The organism is Ruegeria sp. E5 (genome assembly GCF_056534105.1).
This window is the reverse complement of sequence record NZ_JBQFPA010000003.1, coordinates 405,078-418,517: the sequence shown is the minus strand read 5'-3', so window position 1 is coordinate 418,517 and position 13,440 is coordinate 405,078. Positions and strand designations below refer to the sequence as shown.

The 13,440-nt window shown below is 56.8% G+C and carries 11 protein-coding genes; 3 read left to right on the top strand and 8 right to left on the bottom strand.

All coding sequences use genetic code 11. From position 1 onward, the window contains the following. Nucleotides 1–120 precede the first annotated feature (120 nt). A complete protein-coding gene (locus ACR0BI_RS14000; protein WP_480562360.1) occupies nucleotides 121–1,059 on the bottom strand; it encodes a DMT family transporter in 939 nt (312 codons plus the stop codon). Between the two features lie 147 nt (nucleotides 1,060–1,206). On the opposite strand from ACR0BI_RS14000, the gene ACR0BI_RS13995 reads away from it, so the two are divergent. Then, complete coding sequence (locus tag ACR0BI_RS13995; RefSeq protein ID WP_170420887.1) at nucleotides 1,207–2,220, top strand: hypothetical protein; 1,014 nt, start codon at nucleotides 1,207–1,209, stop codon at nucleotides 2,218–2,220. 3 nt (nucleotides 2,221–2,223) lie between these two features. Here the strand turns inward: ACR0BI_RS13995 and upp are convergent, their stop codons facing one another. The 7 genes from upp to ACR0BI_RS13960 form a co-directional block, all read right to left on the bottom strand. Continuing rightward, a complete protein-coding gene (upp, locus tag ACR0BI_RS13990; RefSeq protein WP_170391930.1) occupies nucleotides 2,224–2,856 on the bottom strand; it encodes a uracil phosphoribosyltransferase in 633 nt (210 codons plus the stop codon). Further along, a complete protein-coding gene (locus ACR0BI_RS13985) occupies nucleotides 2,853–3,839 on the bottom strand; it encodes an adenosine deaminase (protein ID WP_480562361.1) in 987 nt (328 codons plus the stop codon). Before ACR0BI_RS13985 ends, upp begins: the two co-directional genes overlap by 4 nt. Continuing rightward, nucleotides 3,836–5,047 (bottom strand): phosphopentomutase, encoded by a 1,212-nt coding sequence (locus ACR0BI_RS13980; protein WP_480562362.1) that lies wholly within the window; start codon nucleotides 5,045–5,047, stop codon nucleotides 3,836–3,838. The genes ACR0BI_RS13985 and ACR0BI_RS13980 overlap by 4 nt, the downstream gene beginning before the upstream one ends. Further along, nucleotides 5,044–6,351, bottom strand: a complete 1,308-nt coding sequence (locus tag ACR0BI_RS13975; protein WP_480562495.1) for a thymidine phosphorylase — start codon at nucleotides 6,349–6,351, stop codon at nucleotides 5,044–5,046. The genes ACR0BI_RS13980 and ACR0BI_RS13975 overlap by 4 nt, the downstream gene beginning before the upstream one ends. Nucleotides 6,352–6,355: 4 nt before the next feature. Further along, complete coding sequence (locus tag ACR0BI_RS13970; protein WP_170391936.1) at nucleotides 6,356–6,748, bottom strand: cytidine deaminase; 393 nt, start codon at nucleotides 6,746–6,748, stop codon at nucleotides 6,356–6,358. A 104-nt stretch (nucleotides 6,749–6,852) separates the two neighbouring features. Next, nucleotides 6,853–7,956, bottom strand: coding sequence for a cupin domain-containing protein (locus ACR0BI_RS13965; protein WP_170609371.1), 1,104 nt, complete (start codon nucleotides 7,954–7,956; stop codon nucleotides 6,853–6,855). Continuing rightward, the gene (locus ACR0BI_RS13960; RefSeq protein ID WP_170420879.1) at nucleotides 7,919–8,350 is read right to left on the bottom strand and encodes a hypothetical protein; all 432 of its coding nucleotides are present in this window, start codon (nucleotides 8,348–8,350) and stop codon (nucleotides 7,919–7,921) included. Before ACR0BI_RS13960 ends, ACR0BI_RS13965 begins: the two co-directional genes overlap by 38 nt. 469 nt (nucleotides 8,351–8,819) lie before the next feature. Between ACR0BI_RS13960 and ACR0BI_RS13955 the strand changes: the two genes are divergently transcribed. Both ACR0BI_RS13955 and prpE read left to right on the top strand, forming a co-directional pair. Further along, complete coding sequence (locus ACR0BI_RS13955; protein WP_170401318.1) at nucleotides 8,820–11,093, top strand: NADP-dependent malic enzyme; 2,274 nt, start codon at nucleotides 8,820–8,822, stop codon at nucleotides 11,091–11,093. Between the two features lie 287 nt (nucleotides 11,094–11,380). Further along, complete coding sequence (gene prpE, locus ACR0BI_RS13950; protein ID WP_480562364.1) at nucleotides 11,381–13,270, top strand: propionate-CoA ligase PrpE; 1,890 nt, start codon at nucleotides 11,381–11,383, stop codon at nucleotides 13,268–13,270. Nucleotides 13,271–13,440: the final 170 nt, after the last annotated feature.

The window sequence follows — 13,440 nt, the reverse complement described above, 5'->3', positions numbered from 1 at the left end:
AATTAGGTCAGTTTCGCCGCAATTTACTGGTTTTGAATAAACAAATCAGTATTCCGAGCGAGCTTTGATATGCATTTCGAAACGATGCTAAGAGGGATACAAGCCGATTCTATTCCGTTCTTACTGCGCCGCATGCTGCAGCGAGGATAACCGCCGCTCCCGCCACCCAAGCAGCACTCCGGCAGAGGCGATCATGCCAATGCCGATGATTTGCATCTGCCCGACGGACTGCCCAAACGCCACCCAGGCAAAGAGCGGGCCAAATATCATGACCGAGTATTCAAAGACTGCGACATATGATGGCTCACCCAGTTGATAGGCTTTGATCAGCATAAAAACGGCAATTGTTGAGCCCACGGCCTGAACCACAACCCAAGGCAACGCGTCTTGCATCGGCCAAACCCAACCGCGCATCGCGAAGCCATCCGGCCCGACTGGCACGTCAACCGGAAACAGGGCAAGCCAGATCAGTCCGATCGCCCCCGCAAGCCCCAGTGTGACAACCATCGCCGCCAGCAGCGCAACAGTGCTTTCATCGGAACAGTGGGTGCGCGTTACAACAGCGCTGAGTGCGTAAAAGAAGCCACCAGCGACTGGCAGCAGCGTCTTTACATCAAACGATGTCGGGTCCGGTTGCAATACGCACAGAATTCCCGAAAACCCCAATAAAACAGCCACGATCCGCCAGGGACCTATGCGCTGTTTCAACAAAAGGGCCGAAATCAACAGCACGAATATCGGCGATGTGAATAACCCGGCAAGCGCCTGAGCGATGGGCATCAATGCCAGCGCGCTGAAATAGAAGAGCATCGCCAGCGTGATCAACACGCTGCGCACCGCGACGACACCAATCCGCCGGGGCCTCAAGGTGCCCAAACCCAATATCGACAACACCGCGATCAGCGGCAGCATCAGTAAGGCGCGACTTAGGTGAAACTGCCAAAGCCCCACGCTCTCGGCCACGCGGATCACGAAATTGTCGATCACGCCGATAATGGACATGGCCGCAACCATCAGCAACGACGCCATGATTGAATGGGTTTGTTGTTGTGACTGCATCCGCGCCTCTGCCCTTAATCAGCCCGTTCTGGCCGAAACTTACCCGGCACACTCAGCACATTTCACAAACACTGCGCAACAGGTTTGCGCCGCTGGTTTTCGCCATGCTAAGCTTGGCGCAAAATAATATTCGAGCAGCATTACCCGATGACCGCACTCAAACAGTACCAGCGGATCGAAGCCACCGGTCTGTGGCGTCCCTCGCCCGATGAGCAACGGCGCGAAGTAGTCGTATCGATTGGTGAAGCCACTCTGACGATTTCTGACTTCAATGACAGCGCGCTGACCCATTGGTCGCTGGCGGCGCTAGAGCGACAAAACCCCGGAACCTATCCCGCGATATTCAATCCCGACGGCGATCCCGGCGAAACACTGGAGCTTGCAGAATCTGAAACCACAATGATCGAAGCAATTGACAGGCTGCAGCGCGCCATCGACCGTGCCAGACCACATCCCGGACGGCTGCGTTGGCTCAGCGTTGCAGGGGTTGTGCTGGCGGTTTTGGCGGTGCTTTTGTTCTGGCTACCCAGTGCATTGCAGCGCCATGTTGTTTCGGTAGTGCCAGAGGTCAAGCAACAAGAAATCGGCGATGCAATCCTGCAGCGGATCGAAAGGGTATCAGGCAAGGCTTGCTCTTCGCCTGATGCGCAAGCGTCGCTGGATCAGCTGGCGCGCCGCACCGGTGTCCGCCAAATCGTGATCCTACCAGCAGGTCTGCCTGACAGCCTGAGCCTGCCGGGTGGAACCGTGCTGCTAAACCGGGCACTGGTCGAAGATCACGAAGACCCAGCCGTTGCCGCCGGATACATCATAGCCGCACGCGCGCGGGCAACTCAGCAGGAACCGCTGGACGATCTGTTGGACCGTACAGGCCCGAGTGCCGCATTTCGGTTGCTAACCACCGGCGAATTGACGCCCGAGATCGTGGACACCTACACCGAGCAGGTTCTATCCGGTCCACAGCCGCAGCTAAGCGATGACGTGCTGCTCGCGGTTTTTGCACAGACCGCCCTACCCTCGACCCCATACGCCTATGCGCTTGATATCACAGGCGAGTCCGTTCTTGGATTGATAGAAGCCGATCCGATGGCGGGTCGTACTTTGGAACAGGTACTGCCCGACCGCGATTGGGTCCGGCTACAGAATATCTGCGGGCAATAGCACCTATTTGGTCCCGAACATCCGGTCGCCAGCGTCACCTAGTCCAGGCATAATGTAACCCTTTGAGTTCAGTTCACGATCAAGCGCGGCCGTGACGATTTTGACATCTGGGTGCGCCTCTTTCATGCGCGCGACGCCCTCGGGGGCAGCCAGCAGGCATAGAAAGCGGATATCTTTCGCCCCCTGCTCTTTCAGCAAATCAATGGCCGCAGCCGAGCTGTTGCCGGTTGCCAGCATCGGATCAACAGCAATGACCAAACGGTCCGTCAAACCCTCGGGAGCTTTGAAATAGTATTGGACCGGCTTCAGCGTCTCTTCATCCCGATAAAGCCCCACGAAGCCCACTCGGGCAGAGGGGATCAGCTCCAGCACGCCGTCCAACATCCCGTTTCCAGCCCGCAGGATCGATACCAGCGCCAATTTTTTGCCCGCCAGAATGGGTGCGTCCATTTCTTCCATCGGGGTTTCGATATGGCGGGTGGTCAGCGGCATCTCGCGGGTGACCTCATAAGCCAGCAAAAGCGTGATCTCGCGCAGCAACTGCCGGAACACAGCGGTTGAGGTGCCTTTGTCCCGCATGAGCGTCAATTTGTGCTGCACCAGTGGGTGGTCGACGACGGTCAGGTGATCGCTCATGATGTCTCCAGTCTTTTCTTGACCCGCGCGCGGGTCTCTTCATCGCAAAAGGCCGCGTTCAGGGCTGTTTCATTCAGGGCAGCAAAATCTTCGGCTTGCCAGCCGAACGCTGCATTCAGCATCTCATATTCGCGCCGCATCGTGGTATGAAAAAACGGCGGATCGTCAGTGGATACCGTGACGTTGACGCCTGCATCACGCAATTTAGCGATGGGATGTGCGGCAAAATCAGGAAACAGGCCCAGTACCACGTTTGAACCCGGGCAGACCTCAAGCGTTATGCCCCGGTCAACTAACTCGTACACAAGATCCGGGTCTTCGATGGCGCGGACGCCATGGCCTATGCGCTCGACCCCCAAATCACGGACGGCATCCCGAACACTCTCTGGACCGCCAAATTCACCGGCATGGGTCGTCAATCGCAACCCAGCCTCGCGCGCGCAGTCAAAGGCCCATTTGAAATCGCCCTGCGTTCCGACGGATTCGTTGCCGCCCATACCAAATCCGGTAATCCAGTCACCTGCGGTTTCAGCCGCACAATGGGCGCTGGCCTTGGCTTGCTCGGGTCCAAAATGGCGCACGCAAGTGATGACACCACGCAGGGTGATCCCGAATTTGCGCTCGGCCTCGTCTGCGGCGTCCTGAATCGCAGTCAGGTAATCCTTCCATGCATGCAAATCGCCACCGCCGCAGAAATCCGGGCTAAGGAATGTTTCGGAATACACCACACCATTCGCGGCGCTCTCTTCCAGAAGGGCCAGCGTCAGGCGGCGGAAATCTTCAGGTGTTTTCAGCACCTCGCACGCAGCCTCATAAACGCTAAGGAAATGGGCAAAGTCGCGGAAATCATAAGAGCCGTCGGGTTTGAATATCCCGCTCAGGTCCACTCGTTTCTCATGGGCCAGTTGGCGTATGAAGCTAGGCGGAGCGGCGCCTTCATGGTGCAAATGTAATTCGATCTTAGGCAGGTCAGCGACTGTCATATAAAAGTCCTTCCCGGCCCTTGCACCGGTATGTTCAGGTGGTGCGCGATACTGGCGGCGATATCGGCAAAGTTCACGGGACCGATCTCGCCCATGCCCTGCCCTGCGATCAGCACGGGCACTTGTTCACGGGTGTGGTCAGTGCCGCTCCAACTGGGGTCGTTGCCGTGGTCTGCGGTCAATAGCATCAGATCACCGGGGCGCAGTTTTTGTAGGATCGCGCCAATTTCACGATCGAACCATTCCAGCGCACGGGCATAGCCGCTGATATCGCGCCGATGGCCATACAGACTGTCGAACTCGACAAAGTTTGCAAATGTCAGACTGCCCTCTTCCGCCTCATCAACGAGGTCCGAAAGGTGGTGCATCAACTCTGCGTCCGAACCCTTTCGCAGCGTGTCGATCCCCTGCATTGAAAATATATCGCCAATCTTGCCCACCGCATGCACACGGCGACCGGCATCCTGTGCCCAATTCGTAAGAACGGGTTCAGGTGGAACGATGGCAAAATCCTTGCGGTTGGTTGTCCGGGTGAACCCCTTTTCGGGCGTTCCGACAAACGGCCGGGCGATAACGCGGCCCACTTTCATCTCGTGCAATCGCGGCGCAAGGGTGCGGCACATATCCAGCAGGCGGTCGAGCCCAAAGCTGTCTTCATGGGCGGCAATCTGGAATACGCTATCGGCAGACGTGTAGCAGATCGGCCAGCCGGTACGTATATGCTCGGCCCCCAGTTCTGAGATGATCGTCGTCCCCGAGGCATGGCAGTCGCCTAATATTCCGTCGGTCCCCGCTGCCTCGGCGGCAGCCTTGCTTAGCGTTTCGGGAAACGCTGGCTCGCGATCCGGGAAATAACGCCAGTCCCATGGCACAGGTAAACCCGCCAGTTCCCAATGCCCTGAGGGCGTATCCTTTCCCGGAGAATATTCACGTGCGCAACCCCACAAGCCCGTCGGCGCGGCCTCAAGGCCCGGCGTCGGTGCGCCCGAGGCCAGACGGGTCGCCGCCCCAAGCCCCATGGCATCCAGGTTGGGCAGTTGCAACGGTCCTCTCCGCCCTTCTTCCGCACGCCCCTCGGCACAAGCTTGTGCTATGTGGGCCAATGTATTCGCGCCTGTATCGGGTTTGGTGCCGTTGTAAAACTGATCGGCATCCGGCGCGCCGCCGATACCCACCGAGTCCATCACCACAAGGAAAGCGCGGCTCATGCGCAGATCCTTTCATGGATTTGCGGCGGTTGCGCGACCAGTTCGTCACTCAGCGAAATAGCATCCAGTACCACCGCCGCAGCCCTTTGCGCCGCATCTTCCCGCCCCGCATGAACAACCGCCAACGGAGCGCCTTTGGTCACCTTATCTCCGACCCTCAGAATGCCCGACAAGCCAACCGCCGGATCAATCTCATCGCTCTCGATCTGGCGCCCACCGCCTAGGGCCACGACTGCGAGGCCCAGCGCCTCGCCATCAATAGACGAGACATATCCGCCATGCGGAGCATGAACTTCCCGGATCACATTGGCCTCCGGCAAAAACCGATCCCATGTGTCAACGAAATGCACCGGTCCACCCACGGCAGCCATCATGCGTCCGAACCGTTCGGCTGCACGACCATCGCGGATCACTTGGGTTATTCTGGCGTTCCCTTCCTCTGCCGAAGCGCACATACCGGCATCCGCCATGAGAACGCCCCCCAACTCGGCCGAGATTTCCGCCAAAGGTGATCCCTGCCCGCTGGTCAAAGCTTTCATCACCTCGGCCACTTCCAGCGCATTGCCCAGCGCGGACGCAAGGGGCTGGCTCATGTCGGTGATCACTGCGGATGTACGGCAACCAGCGGCATTAGCCGTTTCGGTCAAGGCCTGCGCCAAATTGCGTGCCTCATCGAGTGTCTTCATGAACGCGCCGCTGCCCACCTTAACGTCCAGAACCAACGCATCCGGGCTAGCCGCCAGCTTCTTGGACAGGATTGATGCCGTAATCAGGTCAAGGCTCTCCACCGTCGCCGTCACATCGCGCACCGCATACAGCCGCTTGTCCGCAGGGGCGATCTGGCCCGTTGCCCCCACGATGGCTGCCCCTGTGTCTTTCAGCACTTGCGTCAGTCGCGCCTGCCCGATCTGAGTGGTCACTCCCGGTATGGCCTCGAGCTTGTCCAGAGTGCCCCCGGTATGGCCCAGACCACGCCCCGAGATCATCGGCACATACGCCCCGCATTCCGCCAAAGCCGGAGCAAGCAGCAGGCTGACGCAATCGCCGACCCCACCGGTCGAATGCTTATCGACCACCGGCCCGTCCAAATCCCACGTCAGCACCTCGCCGCTGTCGCGCATGGCAACAGTCAAATCAGCCCGCCCATTGGCCCCCAGACCGCCCATACAGACAGCCATTGCAAAGGCCCCGGCCTGCGCGTCACTGACGCCACCATCGGCCAGGCCTTGCGCGAACCACATTAGTTCGTCGCCGGTTGGTACTTCCTGACGGCGAAGTTTGGCGATGATCGAGCGCGCATCCATGAAGTCAGACATCCTCCATATGCGACGCGTCGAACGCACCCGGCAATAGATCGGCAATCGTGGTTTTGGTTTCCAGACCATCAACCGTTGCCATCGTAACGACCACATCCCCGTTGCCGAATTCGGCCAGTTTCTGACGGCATCCACCACATGGGGGCACCGGCTGCGGGCTGCTGGCGACCACGTAGACCTCGGTCAGTTCTTTTTCACCAGCGGCGACCATTGCCGCGATTGCCCCGGCCTCGGCGCACGTACCTTCGGGGTAAGCAATATTTTCGACATTGCAGCCAAAATAGATCACACCTGAACTGGACCGGATCGCCGCCCCGACCTTGAAATTCGAATAAGGCGCGTGGGCATTTTCCCGAACGGCCAAAGCTGCATCTTTCAAAGACATGGCGAATCCCAATTTTTGATCATCTGGTCAGAATATCATACCCTACTGGAAAGCGACGGGGGAATTGAAGCCCCCTTGACGCCATTATCCACTTCTTCTTGGCCCTAACCCAACGTCGTGTTGAAGGTCCCCGGCAAAGTCACCTCAAGCAGTTCCACATCCCGCGAGGGGTCTGACAGCCGTGTTCGCATTCCCGGCGGGATGACGAAGGCATCGCCCTGTTCCAACCGATAGGGCTCGCGCCCTTCACCCTCAAGCGTCACCTCGCCGGTCATCACGAAGGTAAAGTGTATGTCGGTGTCGTGGCTGGCCCATTGAGGGTTACCCTCGCCCCGGCGCACGACCTGAACGCCCGCCACGCCTTTGGTATTCTCGGCAATCGTCGTGTCACGACAGATGTAACCGGGCAAACGGAATGGCACCCAGTCGGAATCTTTCGCCTGATTGTAAACGAACCGCTGCCCATCCCATTCCCGATCCGGGCGGAAATGCGGGGTGGGTAGTTCCATCTCATGATCAATCTCCGTGACATGCTCGGCTGGGACACCAATCTCGATCACCTGAACGTTGTCTGACGCTTCCAGCACGCGGTGGCGGATTTCAGGCGGCTGAATAAAGCAATCGCCTGCCGTCAGGCGCATCTTGTCGCCCTGATCTTCGTAGACCACATCGACCCAACCGTGGATGCAGAAGATCAGCTGAAATCCGACTTTGTGGAAATGCACCATGTCGGGCACAGGACCACCATCTGGGATACGTATATGGCTGGCGATAATCGATCCGCCAAGCCGGTCCGGCACGAGATCGCGATAGTGCATCCCTGCCCGTCCAATGATCCACGGCGCCTGATCCTTGAGCCTACGAACAACAAAAGAGTGGACGGTATCCGGCATGACCAGCGGCGGGTTCAACTCGTCAATCTCGATCCGGGTGCCGTTTGGGGCTACAAGACTTCGTTGACCGTCTGCAAAACCATCTGGATCGGATGTCAGAATGCGCAACGTTCCCGCCGCTTCAGCTGCATCTTTCTCGATCCGCAAGCGCAGACCGTGACCAGAGAACACGGCAACCCGAGGGTCATCTGCCGGATAGATCATATCCATCCGCATCCCCAGTACCTTGGTATAAAACGGGATATCGTTGCGCAGTTCCTGCGTCGGCAGTCGGATTTCAGCGCGCGTGAGGGAGTCGCCGGTATTGCTGGTCATTCTGTTTCTCTTCGGATTTTGGTTTTGGCCATCCGATCAGAACAGCAGCCAAAATGCCAATCGAAAAGTACATCTCCAGCGTTTCTTCCATCACGAACAAACGTGTAACCATCGCAACCGAAAGGTATTCGTCGAACAATCCGCTGATTTCCTCAAGAAGCTGAGCCAGCACCGCAACACTTCCGGCCAGGAAAAAAATCATCAGAAAAGGCGCGCGGATTTTAAGTGCCTTAATTCCGTTCGGTATCCCATGCCAGAGCAAACCACCAATGACGATCGCAGCCAAAACGATCCTTACTGCAGTCACATCAAGCAATAAATCAACCCAGTTTAGCACCACGAAAGGCGCGCTGCCTTCTGTGTACACCTCCGCCTCCAATTCGCGCTCGGCCAACAGCAGGCAGACCACCGCGATGTAAAGCCGCGAGACGCCTCGGAAGCGTACCAACGCGACCAAACCGGCAGCCAGTAACGCAGAGGCCGATATCGTCTCAATCAACCCGCCTTCTTGGATGAAAGTTGCTGCCGGTTGGTGCCAAATCACAACTACGCAAAGAAATGAAACCGCCGAAACAAGCACAACAAAGAAGACATTCCGATTGGCACCAATCCTGATTGAAGGGTTGGCAAATTGCGCACTAGCACAAGCTTTGTCTTCATGACGCATGATAAGGTCCGCCGCTTCTGGTGTCCGTCAGGTTCCCCGGAATTGGCTGTACATAAAAACGATGCAGCAACTCTCAACCAACGTTTCGTTAACGTATCCGTGAGGCCTGTCTCTGACTGCGGTCCGAGGCGACATAGCCAAGCGCTGAGAAATAGTTTAACCATCAAACGAATATTGGAACGGAGTTGTATTACCTATGTCTGACACACCGAACCTGAGACAGGCCGCGCTTGACTATCATGCGCATCCAAAGCCCGGAAAGCTTGAGATCAAGGCAACCAAACCAATGGCAAATGGTCGGGACCTTGCGCGGGCATATTCGCCAGGCGTCGCCGAAGCCAGTCTTGAGATAAAGGACAACGCCGCCAATGCTGAGAAATACACGGCCCGCGGCAATCTTGTTGCGGTTGTGTCAAACGGCACCGCAGTTCTAGGCCTTGGGAATATAGGCGCATTGGCCTCGAAACCGGTGATGGAAGGCAAGGCCGTCCTGTTCAAAAAGTTCGCAGGCATCGATTGCTTTGATATCGAGGTGGATCAGCCTGACCCAGAAAAGCTGGCAGATATCGTCTGCGCCCTGGAACCTACTTTTGGCGCGATCAACCTTGAAGATATCAAGGCACCGGATTGTTTTATTGTCGAAAAACTGTGCCGGGAACGGATGAACATCCCGGTGTTTCATGACGATCAGCACGGCACGGCAATCGTTGTTGGTGCCGCAGCTAAGAACGCCCTGTATGTGGCAGGAAAGAGCTTCGAGGATATCAAAGTAGTTTCGACCGGCGGCGGTGCTGCCGGGATCGCCTGCCTCAGCATGTTGGTGAAGCTCGGCGTCAAACGCGAGAATATCTGGCTCTGCGACATTCACGGGTTGGTCTATGAAGGTCGCGCCGAGGATATGAACCCGCACAAGGATCAGTTTGCGCAGAAAACCGATCTGCGCACTCTGGATGATGTGATCGGAGGTGCCGATCTGTTTCTGGGGCTGAGCGGACCAAATGTGCTCAAGCCTGAGATGGTCGAGAAGATGGCCAAAACCCCGATCATCTTTGCGCTGGCCAACCCCACTCCGGAAATCCTGCCACAGGCGGCGCGCGAAGTTGCCCCTGACGCGATCATTGCGACCGGTCGCAGCGACTTTCCGAACCAAGTGAACAACGTGTTGTGCTTCCCGTTTATCTTCCGAGGTGCCCTGGACGTAGGTGCGACTGAAATCAACGACGAGATGCAGATCGCCTGCGTCGACGGCATCGCCGACATGGCCCGCGCGACGACCAGCGCCGAAGCCGCGGCGGCCTATAAGGGTGAGCAGCTGACTTTTGGTCCAGATTACCTGATCCCAAAACCCTTTGACCCGCGCCTAGTGGGGGTCGTTTCGTCATCGGTTGCACAGGCTGCTATGAAGAGCGGGGTCGCAAAACGACCCATTGATGACCTCGAAGCCTATAAAGAGCGCCTGAACCAGACCGTGTTCAAATCTGCACTGTTGATGCGGCCAGTGTTCGAAGCCGCAGCCGTCGCATCGCGTAGAATTGTCTTCGCAGAAGGGGAGGACGAGCGTGTTTTAAGGGCTGCGCAAGCGATATTGGAAGAAACCACGGAAACCCCGATCCTGATCGGGCGACCGGACGTGATCAGCGCACGTTGCGAAAGGCTAGGCCTGACAGTACGACCGGGGCAGGATTTTCAAATCGTGAACCCTCAGGACGATCCCCGTTACTACGATTATTGGAATTCGTACCATCAAATAATGCAGCGTCGGGGGGTCACTCCGGATCTGGCCAAGGCCATCATGCGCACCAACAACACCGCCATTGCAGCAATCATGGTGCATCGCGGTGAGGCGGACAGCATGATCTGTGGCACTTTTGGTGAGTATCGCTGGCATCTTAACTATGTCGAACAGGTTCTGGATGATGGCGATTTGCGCCCGCATGGCGCGCTTTCGCTGATGATTCTGGAAGATGGCCCTCTGTTCATTGCAGACACGCATGTAAGACAATTGCCGACACCAGAAGAACTTGCCGAATCCACCATTGGAGCTGCTCGTCACGTGCGGCGGTTCGGGTTGGAACCCAAGATCGCATTTTGTTCGCAATCGCAATTCGGCAATCAGGCCGAGGGATCAGGCAAGCGGCTGCGGGCTGCGCTTGAGATTCTCGATTCCGAGCCACGCGACTTCAGCTATGAAGGCGAGATGAACCTTGATCTGGCTTTGGATCCTGAATTGCGTGCACGTATCTTCCCGAACTCGCGTTTGGAAGGCTCTGCAAATGTCCTGATCTTCGCCCATGCGGATGCGGCAAGCGGTGTGCGCAATATCTTGAAGATGAAAGCGGACGGGCTTGAGGTAGGTCCAATCCTCATGGGAATGGGAAACAAGGCGCATATCGTAACGCCCTCGATTACGGCCAGGGGACTGCTGAACATGGCGGCCATCGCAGGTACGCCAGTCGCGCACTACGGATAAGCCTAGCGCCTATATCATTACGTATACATGACCGGGCACCAGATTAGGTGCCCGGTTTGATTCTGTTAGCGCCAGCACATTTGCAGCAATAAATTTGCAGATTTGCAAATCTTTGCGTGTGACACTCAGAAATCTGCTCAGATCAGAGGATTTGCAAAAATTTGCAAGCCAAACTGCAAGGTTCTGCAAAGATTTTGCGATAAACTGACGCGCCGTTATGCGCATCGCTTGCTCGAAACATCCACGATGCCTAACACATAGCTCAAGGAATTTGGGAGGAGGCCATCATGGCATATCAGGACGTCTACGAGAGCTGGAAGAACGACCCCGAAGCATTCTGGATGGATGCAGCCAAGGGGATCGATTGGGTTCAAGCGCCCAGCAAAGCTCTGTTTGACAACAATGCGCCTCTTTACGAATGGTTCAGTGATGCCAAGGTAAATACGTGCTGGAACGCGGTTGATCGCCATGTGGAAAATGGTCGTGGTGAGCAAACCGCGATCATCTATGACAGCCCCATTACTCATACCAAACGCGAAATCTCATACGTCGAGTTACGCAATCGGGTTGCTAATCTGGCCGGCGCACTTCGTGCAAAAGGTATTGAGAAAGGTGACCGCGTCATCATCTACATGCCTATGATCCCCGAAGCGCTGGAGGCAATGCTGGCTTGCGCCCGACTAGGAGCAGTGCATTCAGTGGTATTCGGCGGTTTTGCCAGCAACGAACTGGCCGTACGTATCGACGATGCGAAACCCAAGGCGATCATCGCTGCCTCATGCGGGATGGAGCCGGGACGCGTTGTGCACTACAAACCTCTGCTGGATGGCGCGATCGATCTGGCCACCCACAAACCCGAGTTTTGCGTAATATTCCAGCGCGAGCAGGAAGTCGCACAACTAATCGAGGGGCGCGACGTCAACTGGCACGGTTTCCAATACGGTACGGAGCCCGCAGAATGTGTACCAGTCAGCGGCAATGATCCAGCCTATATCCTCTATACATCCGGCACCACTGGTGCGCCCAAAGGCGTCGTGCGCCCGACTGCCGGCCATCTGGTCGCACTGAACTGGACGATGAAAAACATCTACAATGTCGATCCGGGAGATGTGTTCTGGGCGGCTTCGGATGTCGGCTGGGTCGTTGGCCATTCCTATATCTGTTATGCCCCGCTGATCCACGGCAACACGACGATTGTTTTTGAGGGCAAGCCCGTCGGAACACCTGACGCCGGAACTTTCTGGCGCGTGATATCCGAACACAAGGTCAAAAGCTTCTTCACCGCCCCAACCGCCATTCGTGCCGTAAAACGCGAAGACCCAAGCGCAGAATTGATGGCGAATTACGATCTATCCTGCCTTAAGGCTCTGTATCTTGCAGGAGAGAGGGCTGACCCAGATACGATCATCTGGGCGCAGGATGCGCTGAAAGTTCCGGTCATCGACCATTGGTGGCAAACCGAAACTGGCTGGACCATCGCTGGCAACCCGCTCGGAATCGAAGAGCTTCCGGTCAAGCTGGGATCACCTGCCAAGCCTATGCCGGGCTATGACGTTCAGATTCTGGACGAAGGCGGCCATCCTATGAGACCGGGCGAGTTGGGCGCGATCGCAGTCAAGCTTCCGCTTCCGCCAGGCACATTGCCAAACCTGTGGAATGCTGAGGCGCGCTTCAGAAAATCCTACCTTGAGCATTTTCCCGGCTATTACGAAACCGGTGATGCGGGCATGATCGACGAAGATGGGTATCTCTATATCATGGCCCGTACCGATGACGTGATCAACGTCGCCGGGCACCGACTTTCGACGGGCGGGATGGAAGAGGTGTTGGCCGCTCACCCCGATGTGGCAGAATGCGCTGTGATTGGGGTATCTGATCAACTGAAAGGCCAGATGCCTGTCGGTTTCCTGTGCCTGAATGCCGGATCCGATCGGAATCACGCGGAGGTGGTAACCGATGTGGTCCAGATGGTTCGTGACAAAATCGGCCCAGTCGCTGCGTTCAAGAAAGCCGTAGTGGTGGATCGTCTGCCCAAGACACGCTCGGGCAAGATCCTGCGTGGTACGATGGTGTCGATCGCGGATGGCAAGGCGTATAAAATGCCTGCCACAATCGATGACCCAGCAATTCTGGACGAGATCACGGTGGCCCTGCAAACTATCGGCTACGCGCAGTAATTTCACGGTACGATCAAGCGGAGCGCCTTACGGCGCAACCGATTTGCGCTGTCGCGCGTGTGCGAGGCTCTGCCTCGCGCTCCGAGATATTCTTGGCCAGATGAAGGTTGGATCCGTTTTGCGATTGCGGGGCTTGTCATTGGGTCCTCCTCACCTCAGTTTGAGGTGAG